Here is a 25,244-nt window from a genome sequence, read left to right on the forward strand (position 1 = left end):
CGGGAGGAGCCATTCGTGACGACGATTTCCAACAACAGCGCGACCACTACCAGCACCACGTCCACCAGCACAGCAAGTACCAGCTCGGCGCTGTCCAGCACCATGACGCAGGCCGACTTCCTCAAGCTGATGACGGCCCAGCTGCAGGCGCAGGATCCCACCAATCCGGTGGACAACTCGCAGTTCGTGTCGCAGATGGCGCAGTTCAGCCAGCTCTCGGCGACGCAGCAGCTGGACACCGATCTGCAAGGCTTCAGCAGCAATGTCAGCTCGGCCATGCAGACCTCGCAGGTGCTGGGTTCGTCCAACCTGCTGAATCGCTCGGTGCTGGTGCCTTCCAGCACGATGAGCTTCGACGGTACCAACAGTGTCGGCGGCGCGGTGAACGTGACCAGTGCAGGCAACGTCAGCGTGAACGTGCTGGACGGCAGCGGCAATGTCGTTCGCACCATCCCCCTGGGCAACCAGAGCGCAGGCCTCGCGCAGTTCAGCTGGGACGGCAAGGACAACAACGGCAACACCGTGGCCGATGGCAGCTACACGCTGGCGGCATCCAGCGGCTCGGCCAGTCTCGACACCTATGTGGCCGGCACGGTCACCGGCGTGGGCTTTGGTGGCAGCACGGTGGGTACCTACCTGCAGGTCTCTGGCGTGGGCGGCGTGGCGCTCAACCAGGTCGCGCAGATTCTCTGACGCTTCACGCATCCACTCTTCACTAGGAACCGAACATGGCTCTGAATACAGCGCTCAGCGGCATCAACGCGGCCCAGTCCGATCTCAATGTCATCGCTAACAATATCGCGAACGCCAACACCACCGGCTTCAAGGGTTCGCGCGCGGAGTTTGCGGACATCTACGCCGTTACCGGCCTGAACCTCAATTCCACGGCGGTGGGTAGCGGCACGCGCCTGGAGGACGTTGCCCAGCAGTTCACCCAGGGCGATATCCAGACCACCGGCAACAGCCTGGACCTGGCGATCAGCGGCAATGGCTTTTTCGCCATCAACAACGGCAGCGGCGTCACCTATACGCGCGCTGGCGACTTCCAGCAGAACCAGAACGGTTTCATCACCACGCCCGACGGTTCGCGTCTGCAGATCTACCCGCCGAATGGCGCGGGTGGCTTCGACACGAGCACGCTGACCGATTTCAGCTGGGTGACGGCGCAGAGCAACGCCACCGCCACCTCGCAGGTGACGATGACCTCCAATCTGCCGGCCAGCGCGACGGTGCCGGCGAACGCCTTCAGCACCAGCGATTCGACCAGCTACAACGCCGCCACGCCGGTGACCGTGTATGACTCCCAGGGTGGCTCGCATCAGGCCACGATCTATTACGTCAAGACCGGCACCAATACCTGGAACGCCAACCTCTATGTCGATGGCCAGAACGCCGGCACGCAGGCGATGACCTTCAACACCAGTGGCGGGCTGGCGACGCCGTCCAATGGCGCGCTGACCTTCAACCCGATCACCCTGGGCAACGGTTCACAGCCGATGACGCTGTCGTTGAACGTGACCAACACCACCCAGTACGGCACGGCTTATTCCCCCGGGACGATCTCGCAGAACGGTTTCGAGGCGGGCACGCTCACCTCGCTGGACATCAACGGCAGCGGCGTCATCACCGCGAACTACTCGAACAACCAGAGCACCCAGATCGGCCAGGTGGCCATCGCCAACTTCGCCAACATGCAAGGCCTTCGCCAGCTTGGCAACGCCAACTGGGCAGCGAGCACGGACTCGGGTCCGGCGGTGATGGGCACGGCCAGCGTAGGCCAGTACGGCACTATCCAGTCCGGTGCGCTGGAAAGCTCCAACACGGCGGATACGACGGCGCAGCTGGTGAACATGATCCAGGCCCAGCGCGACTACCAGGCCAATGCGCAGGTGCTGTCGACCGACAACACGCTGGCGACGGCGCTGTTCAACGCGGTCGGTCACTGATAGATCGCCATGGACCGTTCCGTCTACGTAGCAATGACCGGGGCGACGCAGATCATGCGCGCCCAGGATGCGGTGAGCCACAACCTGGCCAACGCATCCACGGTCGGCTTCAAGAGCGAGCTCTCGGCGTTCCAGAGCGTGCCGGTGCTGGGCGATGGCACGCCTTCGCGCATCAATGCGGTGGCCCAGGGCATCGGGCAAAGCGCGAACCAGGGCTCGTCGATCACCACCGGCCGCTCGCTGGATGTTTCCGTGCGCGGCGCGGGTTGGATCACGGTACAGTCGCAGGACGGTTCGGAAGGCTATACGCGCGCCGGTGACCTGCAGCTCACTTCCGACGGCCAGCTCACCGACTCGCGCGGCAATGCGGTGATGGGCAGCTCGGGCCCGATCACGATCTCGCCGAGCACGGAAATCAGCATCGGCACCGACGGCACCATTTCCACGGTGCCGCTGGGGCAGGGGCCCAACTCGGTCTCCACGATCGACAAGATCCGCCTGGTCAATCCCGACCCGACCCAGCTGACGCAAGGGTCGGACGGGCTCATGCACATGGCCGACGGCGGTACCGCCGACGCCGATCCCACGGTCACGCTCGCGTCGGGCGTGCTCGAAGGCAGCAACGTCAATGCCTCGGCCGAGCTGGTGAAGATGATTGCGCTATCCCGTCAATACGACATGCAGGTGAAGTCCATCAAGACGTCCGAGGACAACGCCGATTCCGCCATCAAGTTGATGCAGGCCAGCTGACGCCAGCCGCACTCTGGAGTAACCGATGTTTTCTTCCTTGTGGATTGCCAAGACCGGCCTCGATGCGCAGCAGACGCGCATGGACGTCATTTCCAACAACCTGGCAAACGCGAACACCACGGCGTTCAAGAGTTCGCGTGCCGCGTTCCAGGACCTGATGTACCAGAACAAGGGCCAGCCCGGCGGCCAGACCACCGAGCAGACGCTGTCGCCGTCGGGTCTGATGCTGGGTACCGGCGTGCGCGTGGTGGGCAACGAGAAGCTGTTCACCGAAGGCAGCATCACCCAGACCGGCAGTTCGCTCGACGTCGCCATCCAGGGCCGTGGCTTCCTGCAGGTGAGCATGCCCGACGGCAGCGTGGCCTACACCCGTGACGGCTCGCTGCACACCGATGCCAATGGCCAGCTGGTGACCTCGGACGGCTACCCGCTCGAGCCCGCCATCACCGTGCCGGCCAGCGTGCAGAGCATCACCATTGGCACCGACGGCACCGTATCGGCCACCACCACCGCATCGGCAACGCCGACCACCATCGGCACCCTGCAGCTCGCCGACTTCGTCAACCCTGCCGGCCTGCAGCCGACGGGGCAAAACCTCTATGTGGAAACGGCCTCCAGCGGCGCGCCGCAGACCGGGCAGCCGTCGCTCAACGGCATGGGTTCGCTGATGCAGGGATCGCTGGAGTCGTCCAACGTCAACGTGGTGGCCGAGATGGTCAACATGATCGAGACGCAGCGCACCTACGAAATGAATTCCAAGGCGATCAGCAGCACCGACCAGATGCTGCAGGATCTCACCGACAAGATGTGAGCACTGCCATGTCGCTACCACGCCTGCTATCCCGATTCGCCATCGCGCTCGCGTTTGTCCCGTTGGCGGGCTGCCTCATGCAGCCGCCGCGCGACGATCATCAGTGGGCGGCCACGTTGCCGCAGGAGCCGGCGTCGGCGCCGCCGACCGATGGCTCGATCTATCACTCCGAGCAGGGCATGGAGCTGTTCAATGACGCCCGCGCGCATCGCGTGGGCGACATCCTCACCATCGCGCTGGTGGAGAGCACGCAGGCGTCCAAGAAGGCCAGCACGAGCACGAGCAAGAAGGACGCCAGCACCATCAGCGCGCCCAGCATTCTCGGCCAGACGCTTCGGGTGGCCGGCCAGACCGCGGATACATCGCTCAACGCCAATCGCGCTTTCGATGGCAGCGGCGACAGCAGCCAGAGCAACCAGTTGACCGGCTCCATCACGGTCACGGTGGCGCAGCGCCTGTCCAACGGCAACCTGTTGGTGCGCGGCGAGAAGATGCTGACCATCAACCAGGGTCAGGAACAGATTCGCATCTCCGGCATCGTGCGTCCTCAGGACATCGGCCAGGACAACAGCGTGCCGTCCACGCGCGTGGCGGATGCGCAGATTGGCTACACCGGCAAGGGTTCGCTGGCCGATGCGAATACGCAGGGCTGGCTGTCGCGCTTCTTCAGCTCCAAGTGGATGCCCTACTGATGAACGCTCCGACCTGTTCCTCTTCGAGCTGGACCCGTCGTCTGCTCTCGGTACTGCAGGGAGTGGCGATCTCGCTGTGTGCCTGTGGTGCGCTTGCGCCGCCTGTACACGCCGACAAGATTCGCGACCTCGCCCAGGTGGCGGGCGTGCGCAGCAACCAGTTGATCGGTTATGGCCTGGTGGTCGGCCTCGATGGCAGCGGCGACCAGACCACGCAGACGCCGTTCACCACGCAGAGCCTGGAAAACATGCTGGTGCAGTTCGGCATCACGGTGCCGGCCACGGCACGACCCCAGCTCAAGAATGCGGCCGCGGTCACCGTCACGGCCGAATTGCCGCCGTTCGCCAAGCCGGGCCAGCCCATCGACATCACCGTGTCCTCGATCGGCAACGCCCGCAGCATCCGCGGCGGTGAACTGCTGATGACGCCGCTGCGCGGTGCCGATGGCAACGTCTATGCGATGGCGCAAGGCAGCGTGGTGGTCGGTGGCGTCAGTGCGCAGGGCAAGAGCGGTTCCAGCGTGCAGGTGAATATTTCGGCCAGCGGTCGCATTCCCAATGGCGCGACGGTGGAGCGCAGCGTGGCGTCGTCGTTCGCGAACAGCGGCGGCGACCTGGTGTTAAATCTCAATACGCCGGACTTCACCACTGCAGCGCATATCGCCGAGGCGGTGAACCGCACCTACGGCGTGGGCACGGCCAGCGCGATTGATGGCGGCTCGGTCAGCGTGCGCGGTCCGGTCGATGCGAGCCAGCGGGTGGCCTGGCTGGGCGCGATTCAAGGTATCGAGGTGACGCCAGGCGATGCGCCGGCACGCGTGGTGGTGAATTCCCGTACCGGCACCGTGGTGATCGGCTCGGAAGTGCGCGTGACGCCGGCGGCGGTCGCACACGGCTCCATCCAGGTCACCATTTCCGAACAACCCCTGGTCAGTCAGCCCGAGCCCTTCAGCAAGGGCCAGACCGCCGTCGTGCCCAGCAGCAATGTGCAGGTCAGCGAGGACGGCGGCCATATGTTCAAGTTTGGCCCGGGCGCGAACCTGGACACCATCGTGCGCGCGGTGAACCAGGTCGGCGCCTCGCCCAGCGACCTCATCTCGATCCTGCAGGCACTCAAGCAGGCCGGTGCGCTGCATGCGGAACTGGTAGTGATCTGATGGCGCTGCCTGGCGACGCCATGAAGAGCGTGAGCACCTGGACCGACCTGTCCGGGTTCTCGGCACTGCGGCAGAGTGCGCAAGCCGACGCCAAGTCGGCGCTGCCGGTGGTAGCCAAGCAGTTCGAGTCGATCTTTACCCAGATGATGCTGAAGTCCATGCGCGATGCGAGCGCGGGCGACGGCCTGTTCGACAGCCAGGGAGGCGACGCCTGGCGCGACATGTTCGATCAGCAGTTGTCGATCGAGCTGTCGCAGCACGGCAATGGACTGGGCATCGCGCAGATGCTGACGCGACAGCTTGGCGGCATGGCCGATACCAATGGTGCCGACGCCGGCACGGTTGCTGCTGTCGATGACGATTGGCGGCAGCGGCTGCGATCCGTGGCCGGCGCAGCGCGCGCGGTGGGCTCGCAGGCGCTGAAGTCATTGCCCAAGGATGCGCAGGATTTTGTGCAGCAACTGGCCCCGTATGCGCAAAAGGCTGCCGACAAGCTTGGCGTATCGGTACGCGCCGTGCTGGCCCAGGCGGCACTGGAAACCCAATGGGGTCAGCACCTGCCGACGCACGCCGACGGCAACAGCAGCAACAACCTGTTTGGCATGAAGGCAGGCAGCAGCTGGGACGGCGCCAAGGTGAGCGTGCCCACGCTGGAGTTCGAGGATGGCGTCGCCGTACGGCGCAACGCCCAGTTCCGCTCCTATGCCAACCCGGCGCAGTCGTTTGACGACTATGCCCAGCTGATTGCCGACAACCCGCGTTATGCCCGCGCGCTCAATCATGGCGACGACGTGGTCGGCTTCGCCCGCGGCCTGGTCGATGGTGGTTACGCCACGGACCCGGCCTACGCGCAAAAAATCGCGACCATCGCCAACAGCCCCGCCATGCGTGATGCGCTCGATGCGCTCAAGAAATTGGCCGGCGGGCCGACTTCCTCCGAGTGAAGTGTCCAGGAATGACTCATGGCTAACCTACTGTCCACCGGTATCTCGGGGCTCAATGCAGCCCAGGTCGCGCTCAACACCGTCGGCAACAACATCACCAACGTCAATACGCCGGGGTATAACCGGCAGACGGTGCTGCAGACCGAAAACATCTCCGCACCGGGCGGTCGCTACACCATCGGCAGCGGCGTCAATGTGGACTCGGTGCAACGTGCGTACAGCCAGTTCCTCACCAGTGCGGTGTGGAGCAGCAATGCCAGCATGCAGGGCGCGACGACCTACAACAGCCTCGCCTCCACCTTGAACAGCACCTTGAGCGCCAGCGGCAACCTGCAAACCGCCCTGGACAGCTTCTACGGCGCTTTCAGCACCGTGGCGAACACGCCGGGTGTGGCGTCGAGCCGGCAGTCCCTGCTGGGTAGCGCCACGGCCGCCGTCACCGTATTCAACACCCTGGGCCAGCAGTTGAGCGCCCAGCAGAGCCAGGTGAACAGCCAGATCAGTGGTACGGTCAACAGCATCAACTCCACCGCCAGCAGCATCGCGGCGCTGAATGCGCAGATCAGCCAGGCAGGAAACAACCCGCCGAACGACCTGCTCGATCAACGCGATGCCATGATCCAGACGCTGTCGGGCTACGTTGGCGTGTCCACCGTCAGCGAGTCGAATGGCAGCATCAGCGTGTATGCCTCCAATGGGCAGGCCCTGGTCAGTGGCGACAAGTCCTATGCGCTATCGACCGGCGGCACCGCGTACGATCCCACGCGCACCGATGTTTACGACGCGACCGGCACCGATATCAGCAACAAGCTCAGTGGCGGCAACCTTGGCGCCCTGCTGAACTATCGCAGCAGCGTGCTCGACAGCGTGCAGAACCAGCTTGGCCAGTCGGCAGTGGCGCTAGCCAGCAGCGTCAATGCCCAGCAGGCCAAGGGCATGGATCTCAACGGCAAGCAGGGTGGGGCGATCTTCAACATGCCGTCGCCCACCGTGCAGCCGAGCAGCGCCAACAAGGGCAGCGGCAGCGTGTCGGCCAGCATCACGGACGTGTCGCAGTTGACCTCGTCCGACTACGTGATGAGTTACGACGGCAGCCAGTGGAACCTGCAGACGACCAGCGGCCAGGCCGTGCCGCTGACGACCAATGCTGACGGCACGCTGTCGGCGGCCGGGCTTACCTTCAGCGTGCCTGCCACGGCGCAGGCAGGCGACAGCTTCCAGATCCTGCCGACGCGTCAGGCCGCCACCAGCCTAGCGGTGACGATGACCGACCCGAACGGTATTGCGGCGGCGGCACTGCTCACGTCGACGGCAGCCAGTGGCAATACCGGCACCGGCCAGATCGGCTCGGTAACCGTGCAGGACGCCTCCAACGCGGCACTGACCAGCAATGCCACGGTGAGCTTTCCCTCGGCGAGCACCTATCAGGTCACCGACAGCTCGGGCAACGTGCTGTCGAGTGGCAGCTATGCCGTAGGGCAGACGATCAGCGCCAATGGCTGGAGCGTCACGCCGTCGGGTACGCCGGCCGCCAACGATAGCTTCACCATCGGGCTGAACAGCAATGGCTTGAAGGACACCAGCAACGCGTTGTCGCTGGCTGCGCTGTCCAACGTGGGTGTGCTCAGCGGTGGCAGCCAGTCGGTCATCGCATCCTATGCCCAGCTCACCACCAATGTCGGTACCGTGGGCAGCCAGGCGCAGACCAATCTCACCACGCAGACCGCGCTTTACAACCAGGCGGTGTCGTCGCAGCAGAGCGTGTCCGGCGTCAACCTCGATGAAGAGGCCGCCGACCTCGTGCGCTACCAGCAGGCCTACCAGGCCTCGGCGCAGGTGATCTCCGCCTCGCAGACAATCTTCTCCAGCTTGCTCACTGCCATCCAGACCGCCTAGGAATAAACGCCATGCGCCTTTCTACCAGCTGGATGTACCAGCAGTCGCTCAGCAACATGCTCAACCAGCAGAGCGCGTTGGCGACGACGCAGAACCAGGTCTCCACCGGCTCGCGCATCAACGTGGCTTCGGACGATCCCGCGGGTGCCGGCCAGGTGGTGAACCTCAACCACATCATCGCCGCAAACTCGCAGTATTCCGACAGCATCAATAGCGCGACGACGTCGCTGAACACCGAGGCCAGCACGCTCAGCTCGGTGAACAGCGTGCTGGATAGCGCGCGCACGCTGGCCTTGCAGGCCATCAACGGCACGCTTTCCAACACCGATCGCAACAGCATCGCGAGCCAGCTCAGCCAGATGCGCGACCAGTTGGTTCAGCAGGCCAACAGCACCGACAGCAACGGCAATGCGCTGTTCGCTGGCACCAGCAGCGCCACGACGCCGTTCCAGGTTGGCGTGAACGGCACGGTGAGCTATCAGGGCAATAATGGGCAGCAGCGCGCCGCGGTCGGCTCCGGCCTGCAGATCGCCACCAACGATTCGGGCGCCGGCCTGTTCATGAATATTCCCACCGGCAACGGTAGCTTCGTGGCGAGCGCGGGCGCAGCCAATACGGGGACGCTGGTGGTGGGCGCAAACAGCGTGACCGATCAGGCGGCCTGGACCGCAGGCGCAGCCACCAGTGGCGGCGGCTATACGATCACGTTTGGCGCGGGCAATACCTGGGCGGCGACCGATGCCACCGGCAATCCGGTGCTCGACAGCAGCGGCAACCCGGTGGGCGGCACCTACCAGGATGGCGGCGCGATCAGCTTCAATGGCATGTCGATTTCCATGAGCGGCACGCCGGCCGCAGGCGATACGGTGTCGGTGAAGGCGGGTGGCCAGCAGGACATCTTCACCACGCTCAGCAACATGATCAATGCACTGCAGAGCGGTGGCAGCGATACCCAGCTGACCAATGTGATGAGTCGCCAGGTCGAGTCGATCGACCAGACGCAATCCACCCTGAGTGCGGCACAGGTCGCCATTGGCGGCCGCCTCGACACGCTGCAGGCACAGCAGAGCTCCTACCAGGATCTCAACGTCACCTACCAGTCTGCGTTGTCGGATGTGCAGAACGTGGACGCGTACACCGCGATCAGCAACCTCTCACTGCAATCCACGGCGCTGCAGGCATCGCAGCAGGTGTTCGCGCAGGTGAAGTCGATGAGCCTGTTCAACTACATCAAGTAACCGACCAGGCGGATCACACCCAGGCGACGACGAAGGAGGGCTACGAAGCGTTGGTTTTTGCGATGAAGGCGCCGTGCCAGGGCATCGATCCGTCGGCGGGGAAAAGCGAGCGGCATCACGAAATGGCGGTCGTTTGCTCAAGTAATCGCACGATGGGTCGAAAAGCTGACCGAGGCGGATGGCATTCCCCACAGGGCACCTTGCCGCCGGTAGCTAAAGAGCCAACAAACCGGCCAACGGTTCCGTAGGAGAAATCCATGTCACTCGTTATCAATACCAACATCTCGTCGCTGATGGCGCAGAACAACCTGACCAAGTCGCAGAGTGCCTTGTCTTCGGCCACTCAGCGCCTGTCGTCGGGCCTGAAGATCAACAGCGCGGCCGACAACGCGGCCGGCTTCGCGATTTCGCAGCGCTATACCACCCAGATCGGCGGCCTGACCCAGGCCAGCGCGAACGCCAGCGACGCCATCAACCTGGCCCAGACCGCCGGTTCGGCGCTGGACCAGGTCACCTCCAACCTGCAGGCGATCCGTGACCTGGCCGTGCAGTCGGCCAACGGCACGTACACGGCCACCGACCGCGCGTCGATCGACCAGGAAGTGCAGCAGCGCCTGGCGGAAATCACCCGTATCGCCAACCAGACCACGTTCAATGGTTCGAACGTGCTGGACGGCTCGATGAAGACCAAGAGCTTCCAGATCGGCGCCTCGGTCGGTCAGACCATCAGTGTGAGCCTGGGCACCAGCGTGAAGGCCAGTGCCATGGGCCAGGTGGCGGAAGTAAACACGGGCAATATCATCGGCTTCAAGGTGACGGCGGGCTCGTTGACCGTGGGCGGCACCAGTGTCGCCACGGGCACCTATAGCAGCGCGGGCAGCTTGGCGGCTGCGATCAATACGGCGGCTGGCACCTCGGTTGCCTCGGTGGACACCAACGGCGAAATCAAGATCACCGGTGCAGCTGGTGGCACCACCCTCGCGGGCGCTGGCGCGACGGCACTGGGTTTGGCCGGCACGGTTGCAAGTGGCGCTACGTTAGATTCCACGGGTGCCGCAGCCGCTACTTCGGCGTTGCCGAACTTCGGCGCTGAAGGCCTCAGCATTAATGGCACCGCCATCAGCACTACGGGCGTAACGAGCCTGCAGGGTCTGTCCGATGCGATCAACGCCGCCGGTATCTCGGGTGTCAGTGCTGCCGTCAATGGCAACGGCAATGGCATCAACTTCTACTCGAGCGGCGCGCTGAACGTCGGCGACACCGGCGGCAACGTCATCAACACCAACGCCACAGACGCCAATACCGGTGCCCTCTATACGGTGGCGACGTCGGCGAGCAATGGCGGTTCGCTGGCGACCGGCAATGTGCAGACGGTGGACAGCGCGAACGACCTGATCTCGCGCGTTGACGTGGCCTTGCAGACGGTCAGCAACTTCGCGGCGCAGCTGGGCGCGGTGCAGAACCGCTTCCAGTCCACCATCTCCACGGTGGCGGCGCAGACCACCAACCTGCAGGCCTCGCAGTCGACCATCCAGGACGCGGACTTCGCGGCCGAGACGGCGAACATGAGCAAGGCCAACGTGTTGCAGCAGGCGGGCATCTCGGTGCTGGCGCAGGCCAACTCGAACCCGCAGCAGGTGCTGAAGCTGTTGCAGTAACGGACGCAAGCGACGCCGCGATTCCCTCGGGTCGCGGCGTCGCGCGACCGGTTCTACCGGCGGGCGGTTGGCTATCCCAACCGCCTGCTGCTACGGGAGCCACCGGCAAAGTCCTTGGCAGACGAGGATTTCGCCGGGTGCTCAAACGTTTCGCCGTTGCGTGAAGGCCATGCGGTCTCTGCAGCAGCGTTGGATCGAGGGCGCTTCGTCGTCACGTTCGACGACGGTGCGTCGCAGTAGTGAATGGATGATGGCTGTGAAAGCGGGGCGTGGGCGGTGGATGCGCCGCAGGTGGAACGCGTTCGACGCGTGCGTAAGGTGAGATGCATCACGAAGTGGCGTCGAATGGTTCAAGTAATCGCAGCAGAGGCCGAAAAACTCCTTGAGGCGGATGGCATTCCACACGGAAAACCTTGCCGCCGGCATATACAAAGCCAACAAACCGGTTAACGGTTCCGTAGGAGAAATCCATGTCACTCGTTATCAATACCAACATCTCGTCGCTGATGGCGCAGAACAACCTGACCAAGTCGCAGAGTGCCTTGTCTTCGGCCACTCAGCGCCTGTCGTCGGGCCTGAAGATCAACAGCGCGGCCGACAACGCGGCCGGCTTCGCCATTTCGCAGCGCTATACCACGCAGATTGGCGGCCTGACCCAGGCCAGCGCGAACGCCAGCGACGCCATCAACCTGGCGCAGACCGCCGGTTCGGCGCTCGACCAGGTCACCTCTAACCTGCAGGCGATCCGTGACCTGGCCGTGCAGTCGGCCAACGGCACCTACACGGCCACCGACCGCGCGTCGATCGACCAGGAAGTGCAGCAGCGCCTGGCGGAAATCACCCGTATCGCCAACCAGACCACGTTCAACGGTTCGAACGTGCTGGACGGCTCGATGAAGACCAAGAGCTTCCAGATCGGCGCCTCCGTCGGTCAGACCATCAGCGTGAGCCTGGGCACCAGCGTGAAGGCCAGCGCCGTGGGCCAGGTGGCGGAAGTGTCGACCGGCAGCATCAACACCGGTACCGGCTTCACCCTGGCTTCCGGCGCCCTGACCGTGAACGTCAACGGTACCGGCCCGGTCAGCGTCGCCGCCGGCACCTACAAGACCGTGGCCAGCTTGGCGTCTGCCATCAATACGGCGGCCGGCAGCAATATCGCGGCAGTCGATGCCACCACGGGCGAGCTCAAGGTTACCGGTCCCACCGGTGGTGTGACGTTCGCTGGTGCCGCTCAGGCGACCTTGGGTCTGCCGTCGGCCAACATTGCCGCTGCAGGCACGGGCGCATCGACGACGGCTGTAGCCTCCACCGGCGATCCGTCCAACGAGACCCTCACCATCAACGGCACGAAGGTCAGCCTGGCCGGCGCGCAGAGCCTGCAGGATGTGTCCGACGCGATCAATGCGGCCGGTATTTCGGGCGTCAGCGCCGCAGTGAACGGCAACGGCAATGGCCTGAATTTCTATTCGTCCTCTGCGCTGACAATCAGCGATACCGTGGGTACCTCGAACGTGGCTGGCTCGATCATCGGCGCCAACGCGACGAACGCAAACACGGGTGCGGCCTTCGCGTCCACCAACACGGCTGCCACCGGCGGTTCGCTGGCGACGGGTAACGTGCAGACGGTGGACAGTGCGAACGACCTGATCTCGCGCGTCGACGTGGCCTTGCAGACGGTCAGCAACTTCGCGGCGCAGCTGGGCGCGGTGCAGAACCGCTTCCAGTCCACCATCTCCACGGTGGCGGCGCAGACCACCAACCTGCAGGCCTCGCAGTCGACCATCCAGGACGCGGACTTCGCGGCCGAGACGGCGAACATGAGCAAGGCCAATGTGTTGCAGCAGGCGGGCATCTCGGTGCTGGCGCAGGCCAACTCGAACCCGCAGCAGGTGCTGAAGCTGTTGCAGTAACGGACGCAAGCGACGCTGCGACTCTCCCGGGTCGCAGCGTCGCGCGACCGGTTCTACCGGCGGGCGGTTGGCTATCCCAACCGCCCGCTGCTACGGGAGCCACCGGCAAAGTCCTTGGGTAACGAGGGTTTTGCCGGGGGCTCGGAGCCCCCCGTCAGACGACGGGGCCTATTCGGGAAATTGATAAGGCAGTGCGATGACCACGTCCAGCGCCACATCCGGCAGCAGCTTGAGTTCGCTGCTCAGTCAGCTCACCGGCAGCACGAGCACCGGTTCCAGCTCCAGCAGTTCGTCAAGCAGTTCTTCCAGCAGCTCGTCCTCGACTAGCTCAGCCGGCGGCACCATCACTTCGCTGGGTATCGGCTCGGGCCTGGACGTGAACTCCATCGTCACCGCCCTGGTGAATGCACGCCAGGCGGCGCCGCAGCAGCAGATCACCGACCAGACGAACCAGATCAACAGCACCCTGGGCGGACTCAACTCGCTCAGCTCGGTGCTGAGCCAGTTGCAGAGCTCGCTGGCGACGCTGACCTCGATCAACACGTTCAGCAGCTACAACGCCACGCTGACCCCGACCGGTGGCAGCGCGAGCATTGGTGCCGCGACCACCATGTCCAGCGCGCAGCCCGGAACCTACACGGTTGCCGTGAGCCAGCTGGCCACCGCGCAGCAGCGCGCGAGCGGCACGTTCTCGTCCACGGCCGCCGTCGGCGCCGGTACGCTGAACGTCACCGTCGGTTCGAGCACGATGAATATCAGCGTGTCGGCCACCAACACCTTGTCGGACATCGCCTCGGCCATCAACAGTTCGTCCTCGAATCCTGGCGTGACGGCCACGATCATCAATGGCGTGAATGGCCAGCAGTTGATGCTCAGCTCGAGCAAGACCGGCGTGGCCAACGCATTTTCGATCAGCGCCAGCAGCGGCAGCGACAGCGGTCTGCAGTCCCTGGCCACGACGCTGAATACCGCAGGAAGCAACGAAGCGGTCGATGCGAAGTTGACGATCAACGGCATCGCCGTCGACAGCCCAACCAATGCCGTGTCGGGAGCGATGGATGGCGTCACGCTCAACCTGACTTCCACCGGCACCAACACCTTGACGGTGTCGCGGGACAATACCGCGGCGCAAAGCGCGATCCAGGGTTTTGTCACCGCTTACAACAGCTATGTAAGCACGGCGTCTTCGCTGTCCAGCTACGACACCACCAGTGGCTCGGCCGGCGTCCTGCTTGGCGACGCCACGTTGACGTCAGTGCAACGCCAGATTGCCTCGGTGCTGAGCAACTCGGTCAAGGGCAATAGCATTGGCACGCTGGCGAATCTGGGTATTACGCGGCAGGCGGATGGTACGTTGAGCGTCGATTCGACGAAGCTGAATGCCGCTTTGTCCACGAATTCCAGTGCCGTGCAGAATCTGTTCAATGGCACCACCGGATACGCGACCACCTTAAATACGGCCCTCACTGCCTATACGCAGAGCAACGGCGTCATCGGCGCACGGGTTACCAGTCTCAACGGCCAGTTGACTCAGCTCGGTACCCAGCAAACCGCGCTGAATGCCCGCATGGCGACGTATCAGAAACAGCTGCAAACCCAGTACACCGCACTGGACACCATGATGTCCCAGCTCAACAACACCAGCAGCTACCTGACCACGGCGCTTGCGCAGCTGACCAACTCCAGCAGCTCGAAGAACTAAGCCAAGGATAGCGACGATGAGCTACGGATACATGCGCAACGCCAGCGCGGCCTACCAGGACACCAGTGCACGCGGTAGCGTCGAAGGCGCCGATCGCCACCAGCTGACCACCATGCTGTACGACGGCATGGTCGACCGCATCAATCAGGCGCGCGGCGCCATGCGCCGCGGCGACGTGCCCGCCAAGGGCACCCATTTCGCACGTGCCTTCGCGATCCTGGGCGAGTTGCGCGGCAGCCTGGATCACGAGGCTGGCGGGGCCTTGGCCACGCGTCTTGATTCGCTGTACGACTACATCGCCCGCCGCCTGCTGCAAGCGCAGCTCAACGACGACGAACGGGCGCTGGACGAAGTCATCGACCTGATCAACCCGGTGCGCGACGCGTGGCGACAAATCCGTGACACCTACCTGGCATCGCAGGCCAGCACGGGTACGGCAGCGTGATGGCCGGCGCGGTCGAACCCGGTGATGTCCTCGACGTCAGTGCGCACATGCTGGCCTCGGCGCGCGCAGGTGCCTGGGATCAGGTGACGACGCAGAGCGCGGAGCGCGATCGCCTGCTGCGCCTCCTGCCATTGGCCGACGCGTCTGCCGCGGAAACGATGAAGACCTTGTTGGCGCACAACGAGGAGGTCAAGAGCCTGGTGGCCAAGGCGCGCGATGACCTTGGCGAGGCGCTTGGCCAGCATCGGCATTCGCACCGCGCCCTCAATGCCTATTGGCATGCCGCCATCGATTGACGCGGGGTTGTTGCGGCAACCCTGGCAGAAGCGCGCATAATTTCCTTAGGCAGGGCGGCCAGCATGGTTGCCCGTGAGCCGCACCGATCGAGGGGCATATGCAAGACGATTCCTGGCAGGCGTTTTCCGAGCGGGTCACCTATGAAGATGGCCTGCACGCGAGCTGCGTGGCCACATCCTCCCCGATCGGAGACTTGCAGCTGATCGCCTTGCGCGAGCGCAACCTGAACGTGCTCGGCACGCTGGCCGCGTTTGGCGAGCGGCGCAGTGAATCCAGCGACGACGAGAGCCCGATGACGCAGGAAATGCTGCGCCTGGACAACAAGCTCAACGTCATGATGGCCATGCTCGACCAGTTGCTCCAGCGAGGCGCCGAGTTGCCGCCGCGCCAGTTCATTCGATTCAACGCGGTCGGCGCCCTGTTGCCGACCACGCTGTGGCCGGCCCATGCGGCGAGCGGATGGTTGAAGCTGCACTTCGACGGATGCATGGCCTTGCCACTGGAGCTTCCGGCACGACTCGTGCAAGAACGTGATGGTGATCACGTTTTCGTGGCCTTCGAATCCCTGGGTGACGCGACGTGTGACGCACTTGAGCGGCTCGTGTTTCGCCATCACCGACGCAAAGTGGCAGAAAGTCGTCAGGCCTCCGTGTAAGTGCTTTCTTACGACGACTGCTTTATGTGACCGCTATCACGTTACGAAAAGTCGGCGCGAAAATTCTTTGACGCAGATCTCGGTCGGGTGCCGCTTCCGGTCACTTTTCACGCGCTTGCATGCGCGCCAATTGCCCAATGGATTCAGTGGCATGCGGCATACCTTTGCGCATTCCGCAGGGCCTTGCGCGCACATGTGACGCAGACCGGCACGAGCGCTGACCATCGGACGACGAAATTCCGCCCTGTGCTGGCCTTCTTCTTGCTGAATGACTCCTGAGAGCCGCAGTAGCCGGCGGCGGAATATCGACATGCGAGTCGCGCAGTCGAGGGTTAGGGGTCCTACCGATGAAGCAGCACGCACGAGAGTCATACATGGGCAAGTTCGACGTACTGGTGATCGAATCCGATCACCGCAGGGCGGAGTCGGTCGTTTCGGCGCTGCAATTCCTCGGCTATCGCCCGCAGCGTGGTGAAGATTGTGCCGAAGTGGAGCAGGCGACCCATGCGTGGCGCGCGGTTTATGTGGGCAATGTCGCCGACGCTGTGGAAGCCGAGCGCCAGTTCGCCTTGCTGGGTGGCGATGCAGGGCATGCGCAGGTACTGCTGGCCGCCGATTCCGAATGGGCGTCGCGGCTGGCCGCGAATTCATCGCCGTTCGCGGCGCGCGTGGGCGTCATCGAATTTCCTCTTCGCTATGAACAGCTTACCGATGCCTTGCGCGGCCCGCAGGCGCAGGCCGGCGCCCGTCGCAGCGAAGTGCGCCTGGTCGGCAGCTCGGGTCCCATGGCCAGCGTGAATGCGCTGGTTCGCCAGGTGGCGCCGTTCGATTCCAGCGTGCTGGTGCTGGGGGAATCGGGTACCGGCAAGGAGATGGTGGCGCGCAGTATCCATGAGTGTTCGTCCCGCCGCGACCAACCGTTCGTCGCGATCAATTGCGGCGCGATTCCGGCCGAACTGCTTGAAAGTGAATTGTTTGGCCACGAGAAGGGCGCGTTCACCGGCGCCATCAGCACCCGCAAGGGTCGCTTCGAGATGGCCGAGGGCGGCACCCTGTTCCTCGACGAAATCGGCGACATGAGCCTGCCGATGCAGGTCAAGCTGTTGCGCGTGCTGCAGGAGCGTGCCTTCGAACGCGTCGGCAGCAACCGCACCCAGCGCTGCGACGTCCGCATCATTGCGGCGACGCATCGCAACCTGGAGGCGGCCATAGCCGATGGTCGGTTCCGCGAGGATCTGTTTTATCGCCTGAGCGTGTTTCCGCTGGAGATGCCGGCGCTGCGCGAGCATCTGGACGATTTGCCGGAACTGGTGGCCGAGTTCAACCAGCGCCTGTCGCGTCGCGGCCTCTCCGGTGTTCGCTTCAGCGCGGGCGCCATGCATGCGCTGCACGGTTACACCTGGCCGGGCAACGTGCGCGAGCTCTACAACCTGGTCGAACGCCTCTCCATCCTGTACCCGCACAGCGAGGTCCGGGTAAGCGATCTGCCGGAAAAATATCGCGGCCAGCAAATCATCGAGGAAGTGCGCGGCACTGCCTTGCTGTCGCTGATGGTGGGGCAGTCGAGCGTGATGTCCGAGCCGATGGCGGTGGTGCAGTCCGATTCGCTGGTGATGTTGCCGGAAGGCGGGCTCGATCTGAAGGATCACCTGGCGGACATCGAAGTGGGCTTGATCCGTCAAGCGCTTGACGTCACCGGTGGCGTCGTCGCGCACGCGGCGAAATTGTTGCGCATGCAGCGCACGACCCTGGTGGAGAAGCTGCGCAAGTACGGCTTGCAGCCGAGCTTGCAGGCCTGATGACGCAAGGTTCAGGCATGGCACGGCTTGTGCATTTACAGCTCAGTTTCCCGTCACGCGTTGGAATTCCGTCATGACCCAGATCGACGTCAACAGCCTGCTGTCGCAGATGCGCCAGTTGTCTTCGCAAGCGACTTCAGCCGAGCAATCGTTCACGGCGGCGACGCCCGCACAAACGGATTTTTCCAGCCTGCTGAAGCAATCCATTTCCTCGGTCAGTGACACGCAGATGGAAGCCGGCCGCCTGGCCGCCAGTTTCGAGCGCGGCGAGCCGGGGGCCGATCTCGGTCGCACCATGGTCGCCGTGCAAAAGGCCGATCTGTCGTTGAACACGCTGACCCAGGTGCGCAACAAGCTCGTCGACGCCTACAACAACATCATGAATATGCCGGTCTGACCGATTCCATGACGCCGCCCTCCCTTCCCCAGAGCACGAGCAGTCTTCATGGCCGATAACGCCCTAGCGACCACCGACGAAAAGGCCGGTGCTCGCCTGGATCTCAAACAGCTTGCCCGCACGCCGGCAACGCGTCAGCTGTTGCTGCTTTTCGGTGTCGCGGGCGCGGTCGCGCTTGGCGTGGCCGTGGTGCTGTGGTCGCGTGGCCCGAATTACGGTCTGCTGTATGCCGGCCTCGAACAGAAGGATGCGGCTGCCGTCACGCAGTCGCTGCAGGCGTCCAACACGCCGTACACGCTGGGTCCTGATGGCAATTCGATCATGGTGCCGGCCTCCGACCTGGCGGCGATTCGCCTGAAGCTCGCCGCGCAGGGTTTGCCGCAGGGCAGTGCTGCCAGCACGACCGTGCCGGGTAGCGATTCCCCGTTTGGCATGAGCGACTTGGCCGAGCGCACGCGCTACCAGCAGATGCTGGAGACGGACCTGGGCAACACCATTGCTGGCCTGCAGTCGGTACGCGCGGCCAGGGTGCATCTGGCGCTGCCGAAGCCATCGGCGTTCATTCGCGACAGTCACGAGGCCAGCGCGTCGGTGCTGGTCACGCTGTATCCGGGGCGCCAGCTCGATGCGAGCCAGGTGGCGGCAATCGTGCACCTGGTTGCCTCCAGCGTTCCCAATCTCGATCCCAAACAGGTGTCGGTGGTCGACCAGCAAGGCCAGCTGCTGACCAGCACGGATCCAGGTGGCGCCAGCGCGGTGGGCGATACGCGCCTGCGCCTGGCGACGCGCATCGAGAACACCTATGCGCAACGCATCGAAGAACTGCTGACGCCCCTGGTTGGGCCGGGCAAGGTGCGCGCGCAGGTCTATGCAGACCTGGATTTCAGCGAGACCGAGAAGGCCACCGAAACCTATGGTCACGAACACCCCGCCTTGCGCAGTGAACAGACCAGCAGCGAGCAGCGCACCGGCAGCGCCAGCGATGGCGGCATTGCCGGGGCACTGAGCAACCAGCCGCCGAATGCGGTGGCGCAGCCGACGGCTGCGCGCCCAGCCGCGGGCAAGGCGCCCGGCAAGGCCGGTGCTGCGACGACCGCAGAGCAGTCCAATGGACCGGGCGAGACCACCAGCAGCGCCACGCGCAACTACGAACTGGATCGCACCATCAGCCACGTCAGCGATCCGGCCGGCCGGCTGGCCCGCCTCACCGTGGCGGTGGTGGTCGACAACAAGAGCGTGCCGGGCGAGAAGGGCAACAAGAGCGTGCCGTTCACCCCGCAGGAACTGGAACACCTGACCACGCTGGCGCGCAATGCCGTGGGTTACAACGAGGCTCGCGGCGACAACGTCAGCGTGATCAACCAGCCGTTCCATCAGGATGTCGCCGGCGATGCCGCGCCGCCGCCGATGGCGTTCTGGGAACGGCCCGGCATGCTCGACCTGATCAAGCAGGGCATCGGCGTGCTGATTGCGTTGCTGGTGGCGTTTGGCCTGCTGCGGCCACTGCTGCGTGGCCTGAACCGTGCACCGGCACCGGGGCAGGGCCTCGCGCTGGCCCAGCAGCCGGCGCCGTCGACGATTTCCGTGCGCGTGGACGACGAAGACGATGATATGGCACGCCTCGCCGTGCCGCCGGCGATCGCCTACGAACAGCGCATCGGGCTGGCGCGCCGCATGGTCAGCGAGAATCCAAAACATGTGGCGCAGGTCGTCAAGAATTGGGTGATCGAAGATGGTGGCTGATGACTCGCGCATCACGCCATCGCGTGCCGCTGGCATGGCGTGGCTTCGGAAAGCGCCCGCATGGTCGATATGCCCTAGGAACGCCGCGCGCATCGCCGCGGCACATCGACCCGGTAAGGGCACCCCATCAAGCGGGCGGAACGGACTATGAAGGCAGACATGCAAATCGGCGGCGCGCAGCGCGCGGCCATCCTGCTGCTCACCTTGGGCGAGCAGGACGCAGCCGAGGTGCTCAAGCACCTCAGTGCGCGTGATGTGCAGGCGGTGGGCTCGGCCATGGCCAGCCTCACCAATGTGTCGCGCGAGCAGGTGGAGCAAGTGCTCGATCGCCTCAATGACGACATGGGCCGCCACACCTCGCTGGGTGTCGGCACTGAGGAATACATCCGCAAGATCCTGGTCAACGCGCTGGGCGAGAGCAAGGCCGGGGGCCTGATCGACCGCATCCTGCTGGGCCGCTCCAGCAAGGGCCTGGAGTCGCTCAAGTGGATGGAGAGCCGTGCCATCGCCGAAATGATCAGCCAGGAGCATCCGCAGATCATCGCCCTGGTGCTGGCGCATCTCGAGCCCGACCAGGCCGCCGAAGTCATTGGCTACCTGCCGCCGCGCGTGCGCAGCGATGCGGTGATGCGCATCGCCACGCTCGATGGCGTGCAGCCGCACGCGCTCAACGAGCTGGACGAGATCATGGAGCGCCAGTTCTCCGGCAATACCAAGAAGCTCAAGTCCGCCAGCGTCGGTGGCCTCAAGGCCGCGGCCAATATCCTCAACGCGATGGAAACCACGCGCGAGAACGAGCTGATGGCGGCCATCCGCACGCATGATTCGAGCTTGGGTGGGCGGATCGAAGAACTGATGTTCGTGTTCGAGGATCTCGGCGACCTGGACGACCGCAGCATGCAGACGCTGCTGCGCGAAGTGCCGACGGCACGCCTGGTCACCGCGCTGAAGGGCGCCGAGCCCGGTGTGCGCGAAAAGATCTTCGCCAACATGTCCAAGCGCGCCGCCGACATGCTGCGCGACGACCTGGAAGTGTCCGGTCCGGTGCGCCTGAGCGAAGTCGATTCCGCGCAGAAGGAAGTGCTCGCCATCGCGCGCAAGCTCGCCGATTCGGGCGCGATCAATCTCTCCGGCAGCAGTGACGAGTTGGTGGCATGAGCGCCGTCCTCGATCGCGACAACGTCATCAGCTTCCAGCGCTGGCTGCCACCCGAGATGGGTGCGCCGCCGGTCGAGGAGGTGGTGCCCGTCGAGCCGGTGGCACAGCCTACCGTGCGTGACCTCGAGGCACTGGAACAGCAGGCGCGCGATGAAGGCTACGCTGCCGGGCACGCGGAGGGCCTGGCCGCGGCGCGCGATGTGCTGAATGAGCGCATTGCGCGACTCGACCGGATCCTGGAAGCGGCGGCGCGGCCATTGCGTTCCATGGATGAACTGGTGGAACTGGAACTGGCACGCCTGGCCATGACCGTGGCGCGCCAGGTCGTTGCGCACGAGTTGCGTACCTCGCCCGACCTGGTGGTCGAGGCCGTGCGCCAGGCCGTGCTGGCCATGCCATCCGCCACCGCGAAATTGCGTGTGCGCCTGCATCCGGACGATCTTGCCCTGCTGCGCTCGCTGCACATGGCCGAGCCCGACTGGGTGCTGGTCGCCGACGGCACGTTGGAGCGCGGTGATTGCATGCTGGAAAGCGAGCGCTCGCGCCTGGATTCACGCGTGGATACACGCATGGCCGCCGTGGTCGATGCCGTGCTTGGCGCCGAGGCGGAAGACATCGATGCGGATGCCGACGAGGTGCGCGGATGAATCCGCCGCCCGGCCACTCGCCGGCAAGCCTGTGGCAGGAGCGTTTGGCGCGCCGTCGTCAACGCGCCGTGGGCACCCGCATGCTCACCGTCGAAGGTCGCCTGCGCCGGGTGGTCGGCCTGACCCTGGAGGCCGAAGGATGCGAGGCGCCGCTGGGCGCGCGCTGCATGGTCGCCACGGCTGACGGCAACGAACTGGATACCGAGGTGGTCGGCTTTGCGGACGAACGCTTGCTGCTGATGCCGGTCACCGAGATGCACGGCGTGCTGCCGAACGCGCGCGTGCGGCCCTGCGCACATAGCAGCGGTCTGCCTGTCGGCATGGCCTTGCTTGGCCGGGTGATCGGCGCCGATGGCGTACCGCTCGATGGCATGGGCCCGCTCGACGTGGATGAACATGCCTCGCTCAAGCGCGAGCCGATCAATCCGATGGCGCGTAAGCCCATCGATACGCCGCTGGATACCGGCGTACGCGCCATCAACGCCTTGCTGAGCGTCGGTCGCGGCCAGCGCCTGGGCCTGTTCGCCGGCTCCGGCGTCGGCAAATCGACCCTGCTGGGCATGATGACGCGCTATACCGATGCCGATGTGGTGGTGGTCGGATTGATTGGCGAGCGCGGCCGTGAGGTCAAGGAATTCGTCGAGCACACGCTCGGTGCCGAAGGGCGGGCACGTGCGGTCATCGTGGCGGCTCCTGCCGATGCGCCGCCACTCAAGCGTCTACGTGGCGCGCAGTACGCCACCGCGATTGCGGAGTGGTTCCGTGACCGTGGCCAGCGCGTCCTGCTGTTGATGGATTCGATCACCCGTTATGCGCAGGCGCAGCGTGAGATCGCCCTGGCCATCGGCGAGCCGCCGGCGACCAAGGGCTACCCGCCGTCGGTGTTTGCGATGCTTCCGGCCCTGGTCGAGCGCGCGGGCAATGATGCCGATGGCCGCGGATCGATCACCGCGTTCTATACCGTGCTGACCGAAGGCGACGACTACCGCCACGACCCGATTGCCGATGCCTCGCGCGCGATTCTCGACGGCCATATCGTGCTGTCTCGCGATCTGGCCGAGGCAGGGCATTACCCGGCCATCGATATCGAGGCGTCGATCAGCCGCGTGATGCCTGCGGTGGTGACACGTGAGCATTTGCGCGCGGCCCAGCGCTTCCGCCAGGTCTATTCGGCGTATCGCCAGCAACGCGACCTGATTGCCGTCGGTGCCTACCAAAAGGGTTCCGACCCCCAGGTCGATCACGCCATCTCCATGTGGCCGCGCCTACGCGATTTCCTGCAGCAAGAGGTGGACGCGCCGACGACGCTTGGCGACGCCATTGCCGGGCTCGAACTGCTCACCGCCGGCGGCGCGCCGTGACATCGCGCGCGAATCGCCTGCAACCCGCTGCCGACCTCGCGCGCGAACGCCAGGAAACGGCGATGCAGCGACTGGCCGAGCAGCAGCAACGCGTCGCCAAGGCCGAGCAGCAGCTCGCGGAGCTGCGTCGCTACCGCGAGGAATATGCCGACACGTCGGGTGGTGTCAGTGTGACTGCGCTGCTCAACCGTCGCCAGTTCGTCGAACGCATCGATCAGGTGATCGCCCAGCAGGCCCTCGAGGTGGCCCGACAGCACCGGCAACTCGACCACGTGCGCAACCAGTGGCATGACGCACACTCCCGCGAACGCGCGCTGGGCAGCGTGATCGATCGCTATCGCGAGCAGGAGCGCAAGAGCGAGGAACGCCGCGAACAAGCCGAGATCGACGAGCGCATGCAGCATCGTCGGCCCACTGGGGGATGGTCATGATGATGACACCGCATCCCCATGCTTTATTGGAGATATCCGCATGACGCCTGCCATTGCCGTGGCCGTGACACCGTCGTCCGTGCCATCCACGCCCGCCTCGGCGGGGAACAGCGCTTCCGACAGCCATTCGCCCAGTGCCTTTTCCACGCCGCTGCAACACGCGCGGCAGCAACAGTCGGCACAACGGTCCTCGACTTCGAACCCTGCGACATCGACCGCCAATGCGTCGAGCACCACATCGTCAGGAACGGCATCGACGACGTCGACGGCCACCGGCAAGTCGTGGAACCCCGCGGCCGACAACGCCAAGGACGACGACAAACCAGCGGCGAGCAGTAGCCCGAATCCACCCACCGATGCTGCCGCAGCGATGCTGGCACTGCTCGGCCAGAGCATTCCGGCCAGCGCGGCACCTGCGCCAGCCGCTCCGCCGGCCGGTAGTTCCGGTGGTGCAGCCGTGACCGCGTCGACCCTGCCGATTTCGAGCATGCCTGGCATGCCGCTGTCAGGGGCAGCGCAAGCTGCTGCCCAAGCCGATGCCGACGACGCCGTCGACGCTACAAAGGCGACCGATGGCTTGAAGGACAACGCGCTGTCCGCCTTGCTCGGCGACGCCGATGACGACACCGCGCCCGTCGCGACGGTTGGCTCCGGCGCCGAAGCGAAACTGGTGAATGCTGCGCAAGCCGGCGCAACCACGTCGACATCAGGCGACAAGAGCGACCCGCTCGATGCACTGCGCAACCTGACCACGCCGTTCGGGCAGACCCAGGCACCGGTTCAGGCTGCGGCGACACCGCACACCATGACCATGAATGCATCCGTCGGCACCCCGACGTTCGCACAGGAGCTGGGTCAGCACGTGGCCTGGCTCGGCGGCCAGAACATCAAGGAGGCACGCATCACGCTGCATCCGGAGGATCTCGGCCAGCTCGACGTGAAGGTAAGCGTGCAGCATGACCACGTCGACGTGAGCTTCATCGCGCAACACCCGAACGCCGTGCACGCGGTACAACAAACGCTAAGCCAGCTGGACTCCATGCTGGCACACCACGGTCTTACCCTGGGACAGGCCCAGGTGGGGCAGGGCAATCAAGGGGGCGGCGCGGGGCAGGGTGCCTCGTCGAGTTCGGCGGCTGCCGGTGATGCCGGCGCGACGGACGAAGGAGATGTCGCCCAGGTGACGGCGCCGGTGGTGCAGGCGCTGGGCTTGTTGGATACGTTTGCCTGAGCACCACGACCCGCTCTTGCTCCTTCTCCCCTCCGGGGAGAAGGCTGGGATGAGGGGCGGGTGCTCGCGATAGCGCCGCAACCGAGCCATGTCGCCAGCTCAGTTGCGACAAAACGGCAAGCCCAAGCTTTAAGCCCTCTCCGCCCCGGCGCGTTGCGGTGTAGCCGCTGTGTAGCGGCCATGGGCCGACACTAAGTCGGCTTGCCACTCCCGCCAAGCTCGCATCCAACGCAATGCTATGAGCTCTTAAGGCCATTTTCTTTGGGTTAGGCGGTGTCAATCTAGAAGTGCATCATCGATGGCTTGGGCGAGGTCATCACGCCCCAGCGCACGCATGATCATCTCCGCAGGGCAGTGGTAGTCGAGCGTGGCTCGC

The 25,244-nt window shown here is 64.7% G+C and carries 23 protein-coding genes; all 23 read left to right on the top strand.

Annotation, left to right across the window (positions count from 1 at the left end; genetic code table 11):
• The first annotated feature begins 15 nt into the window (after positions 1-15).
• The 23 genes from OUZ49_RS20320 to OUZ49_RS20430 all read left to right on the top strand — a co-directional run bounded on the left by OUZ49_RS20320 (position 16) and on the right by OUZ49_RS20430 (position 24,868).
• Positions 16-693, top strand: a complete 678-nt coding sequence (locus tag OUZ49_RS20320) for a flagellar hook assembly protein FlgD (protein WP_266152443.1) — start codon at positions 16-18, stop codon at positions 691-693.
• A 35-nt stretch (positions 694-728) separates the two neighbouring features.
• Complete coding sequence (gene flgE / locus OUZ49_RS20325; protein ID WP_266152444.1) at positions 729-1,946, top strand: flagellar hook protein FlgE; 1,218 nt, start codon at positions 729-731, stop codon at positions 1,944-1,946.
• 9 nt (positions 1,947-1,955) lie between these two features.
• Positions 1,956-2,696: a flagellar basal-body rod protein FlgF gene (gene flgF, locus OUZ49_RS20330; protein ID WP_266152445.1), complete on the top strand. Its 741-nt coding sequence runs from the start codon at positions 1,956-1,958 to the stop codon at positions 2,694-2,696.
• Positions 2,697-2,721: 25 nt separating this feature from the next.
• Positions 2,722-3,507, top strand: coding sequence for a flagellar basal-body rod protein FlgG (flgG, locus tag OUZ49_RS20335; RefSeq protein WP_266152446.1), 786 nt, complete (start codon positions 2,722-2,724; stop codon positions 3,505-3,507).
• Between the two features lie 8 nt (positions 3,508-3,515).
• Positions 3,516-4,199, top strand: a complete 684-nt coding sequence (gene flgH / locus OUZ49_RS20340) for a flagellar basal body L-ring protein FlgH (RefSeq protein ID WP_266152447.1) — start codon at positions 3,516-3,518, stop codon at positions 4,197-4,199.
• The gene (locus OUZ49_RS20345; protein WP_266152448.1) at positions 4,199-5,356 is read left to right on the top strand and encodes a flagellar basal body P-ring protein FlgI; all 1,158 of its coding nucleotides are present in this window, start codon (positions 4,199-4,201) and stop codon (positions 5,354-5,356) included. Before flgH ends, OUZ49_RS20345 begins: the two co-directional genes overlap by 1 nt.
• A 20-nt stretch (positions 5,357-5,376) precedes the next feature.
• Positions 5,377-6,300 (top strand): flagellar assembly peptidoglycan hydrolase FlgJ, encoded by a 924-nt coding sequence (flgJ, locus tag OUZ49_RS20350; RefSeq protein WP_266152449.1) that lies wholly within the window; start codon positions 5,377-5,379, stop codon positions 6,298-6,300.
• Positions 6,301-6,318: 18 nt separating this feature from the next.
• On the top strand, positions 6,319-8,196 hold the full coding sequence (gene flgK / locus OUZ49_RS20355) for a flagellar hook-associated protein FlgK (protein WP_266152450.1): 1,878 nt from the start codon (positions 6,319-6,321) through the stop codon (positions 8,194-8,196).
• Positions 8,197-8,207: 11 nt separating this feature from the next.
• Positions 8,208-9,434: a flagellar hook-associated protein FlgL gene (flgL, locus tag OUZ49_RS20360; protein ID WP_266152451.1), complete on the top strand. Its 1,227-nt coding sequence runs from the start codon at positions 8,208-8,210 to the stop codon at positions 9,432-9,434.
• 257 nt (positions 9,435-9,691) lie between these two features.
• Positions 9,692-11,092 (top strand): flagellin N-terminal helical domain-containing protein, encoded by a 1,401-nt coding sequence (locus OUZ49_RS20365; RefSeq protein WP_266152452.1) that lies wholly within the window; start codon positions 9,692-9,694, stop codon positions 11,090-11,092.
• Between the two features lie 470 nt (positions 11,093-11,562).
• The gene (locus tag OUZ49_RS20370) at positions 11,563-13,002 is read left to right on the top strand and encodes a flagellin N-terminal helical domain-containing protein (RefSeq protein ID WP_266152453.1); all 1,440 of its coding nucleotides are present in this window, start codon (positions 11,563-11,565) and stop codon (positions 13,000-13,002) included.
• Positions 13,003-13,198: 196 nt separating this feature from the next.
• Positions 13,199-14,704 (top strand): flagellar filament capping protein FliD, encoded by a 1,506-nt coding sequence (gene fliD, locus OUZ49_RS20375; RefSeq protein ID WP_266152454.1) that lies wholly within the window; start codon positions 13,199-13,201, stop codon positions 14,702-14,704.
• 16 nt (positions 14,705-14,720) lie between these two features.
• The gene (gene fliS / locus OUZ49_RS20380) at positions 14,721-15,149 is read left to right on the top strand and encodes a flagellar export chaperone FliS (protein WP_266152455.1); all 429 of its coding nucleotides are present in this window, start codon (positions 14,721-14,723) and stop codon (positions 15,147-15,149) included.
• A complete protein-coding gene (locus OUZ49_RS20385; protein WP_266152459.1) occupies positions 15,149-15,445 on the top strand; it encodes a flagellar protein FliT in 297 nt (98 codons plus the stop codon). The genes fliS and OUZ49_RS20385 overlap by 1 nt, the downstream gene beginning before the upstream one ends.
• Positions 15,446-15,543: 98 nt before the next feature.
• Positions 15,544-16,101 (top strand): PilZ domain-containing protein, encoded by a 558-nt coding sequence (locus tag OUZ49_RS20390; protein WP_266152460.1) that lies wholly within the window; start codon positions 15,544-15,546, stop codon positions 16,099-16,101.
• 374 nt (positions 16,102-16,475) lie between these two features.
• The gene (locus tag OUZ49_RS20395; protein WP_266152461.1) at positions 16,476-17,900 is read left to right on the top strand and encodes a sigma-54 dependent transcriptional regulator; all 1,425 of its coding nucleotides are present in this window, start codon (positions 16,476-16,478) and stop codon (positions 17,898-17,900) included.
• A 73-nt stretch (positions 17,901-17,973) separates the two neighbouring features.
• Positions 17,974-18,297: a flagellar hook-basal body complex protein FliE gene (fliE, locus tag OUZ49_RS20400; protein WP_266152462.1), complete on the top strand. Its 324-nt coding sequence runs from the start codon at positions 17,974-17,976 to the stop codon at positions 18,295-18,297.
• Positions 18,298-18,345: 48 nt separating this feature from the next.
• Positions 18,346-20,040 (top strand): flagellar basal-body MS-ring/collar protein FliF, encoded by a 1,695-nt coding sequence (gene fliF, locus OUZ49_RS20405; protein ID WP_266152463.1) that lies wholly within the window; start codon positions 18,346-18,348, stop codon positions 20,038-20,040.
• A gap of 165 nt (positions 20,041-20,205) precedes the next feature.
• Positions 20,206-21,198: a flagellar motor switch protein FliG gene (gene fliG / locus OUZ49_RS20410; RefSeq protein WP_266152470.1), complete on the top strand. Its 993-nt coding sequence runs from the start codon at positions 20,206-20,208 to the stop codon at positions 21,196-21,198.
• Positions 21,195-21,845 (top strand): flagellar assembly protein FliH, encoded by a 651-nt coding sequence (locus OUZ49_RS20415; RefSeq protein ID WP_266152464.1) that lies wholly within the window; start codon positions 21,195-21,197, stop codon positions 21,843-21,845. Before fliG ends, OUZ49_RS20415 begins: the two co-directional genes overlap by 4 nt.
• Complete coding sequence (gene fliI, locus OUZ49_RS20420; RefSeq protein WP_266152465.1) at positions 21,842-23,206, top strand: flagellar protein export ATPase FliI; 1,365 nt, start codon at positions 21,842-21,844, stop codon at positions 23,204-23,206. The genes OUZ49_RS20415 and fliI overlap by 4 nt, the downstream gene beginning before the upstream one ends.
• Positions 23,203-23,637: a flagellar export protein FliJ gene (fliJ, locus tag OUZ49_RS20425; protein ID WP_266152466.1), complete on the top strand. Its 435-nt coding sequence runs from the start codon at positions 23,203-23,205 to the stop codon at positions 23,635-23,637. The genes fliI and fliJ overlap by 4 nt, the downstream gene beginning before the upstream one ends.
• A 40-nt stretch (positions 23,638-23,677) precedes the next feature.
• Complete coding sequence (locus OUZ49_RS20430) at positions 23,678-24,868, top strand: flagellar hook-length control protein FliK (protein WP_266152467.1); 1,191 nt, start codon at positions 23,678-23,680, stop codon at positions 24,866-24,868.
• The last annotated feature ends 376 nt before the right edge of the window (positions 24,869-25,244 follow it).

The sequence above is a fragment of the Dyella halodurans genome (assembly GCF_026283925.1).
Lineage (GTDB): Bacteria > Pseudomonadota > Gammaproteobacteria > Xanthomonadales > Rhodanobacteraceae > Dyella > Dyella halodurans.

Bases quoted from the DNA above. Each gene is read 5' to 3' on its own strand.
- OUZ49_RS20370 (WP_266152453.1), top strand. From the start codon at position 11,563: ATGTCACTCGTTATCAATACCAACATCTCGTCGCTGATGGCGCAGAAC.
- flgJ (WP_266152449.1), top strand. From the start codon at position 5,377: ATGAAGAGCGTGAGCACCTGGACCGACCTGTCCGGGTTCTCGGCACTG.
- OUZ49_RS20365 (WP_266152452.1), top strand. From the start codon at position 9,692: ATGTCACTCGTTATCAATACCAACATCTCGTCGCTGATGGCGCAGAAC.
- fliD (WP_266152454.1), top strand. From the start codon at position 13,199: ATGACCACGTCCAGCGCCACATCCGGCAGCAGCTTGAGTTCGCTGCTC.
- flgK (WP_266152450.1), top strand. From the start codon at position 6,319: ATGGCTAACCTACTGTCCACCGGTATCTCGGGGCTCAATGCAGCCCAG.
- OUZ49_RS20395 (WP_266152461.1), top strand. From the start codon at position 16,476: ATGGGCAAGTTCGACGTACTGGTGATCGAATCCGATCACCGCAGGGCG.
- flgF (WP_266152445.1), top strand. From the start codon at position 1,956: ATGGACCGTTCCGTCTACGTAGCAATGACCGGGGCGACGCAGATCATG.
- OUZ49_RS20415 (WP_266152464.1), top strand. From the start codon at position 21,195: ATGAGCGCCGTCCTCGATCGCGACAACGTCATCAGCTTCCAGCGCTGG.
- fliI (WP_266152465.1), top strand. From the start codon at position 21,842: ATGAATCCGCCGCCCGGCCACTCGCCGGCAAGCCTGTGGCAGGAGCGT.
- flgH (WP_266152447.1), top strand. From the start codon at position 3,516: ATGTCGCTACCACGCCTGCTATCCCGATTCGCCATCGCGCTCGCGTTT.
- flgG (WP_266152446.1), top strand. From the start codon at position 2,722: ATGTTTTCTTCCTTGTGGATTGCCAAGACCGGCCTCGATGCGCAGCAG.
- flgE (WP_266152444.1), top strand. From the start codon at position 729: ATGGCTCTGAATACAGCGCTCAGCGGCATCAACGCGGCCCAGTCCGAT.
- fliE (WP_266152462.1), top strand. From the start codon at position 17,974: ATGACCCAGATCGACGTCAACAGCCTGCTGTCGCAGATGCGCCAGTTG.
- flgL (WP_266152451.1), top strand. From the start codon at position 8,208: ATGCGCCTTTCTACCAGCTGGATGTACCAGCAGTCGCTCAGCAACATG.
- OUZ49_RS20390 (WP_266152460.1), top strand. From the start codon at position 15,544: ATGCAAGACGATTCCTGGCAGGCGTTTTCCGAGCGGGTCACCTATGAA.
- OUZ49_RS20385 (WP_266152459.1), top strand. From the start codon at position 15,149: ATGGCCGGCGCGGTCGAACCCGGTGATGTCCTCGACGTCAGTGCGCAC.
- OUZ49_RS20345 (WP_266152448.1), top strand. From the start codon at position 4,199: ATGAACGCTCCGACCTGTTCCTCTTCGAGCTGGACCCGTCGTCTGCTC.
- fliF (WP_266152463.1), top strand. From the start codon at position 18,346: ATGGCCGATAACGCCCTAGCGACCACCGACGAAAAGGCCGGTGCTCGC.
- fliS (WP_266152455.1), top strand. From the start codon at position 14,721: ATGAGCTACGGATACATGCGCAACGCCAGCGCGGCCTACCAGGACACC.
- OUZ49_RS20430 (WP_266152467.1), top strand. From the start codon at position 23,678: ATGACGCCTGCCATTGCCGTGGCCGTGACACCGTCGTCCGTGCCATCC.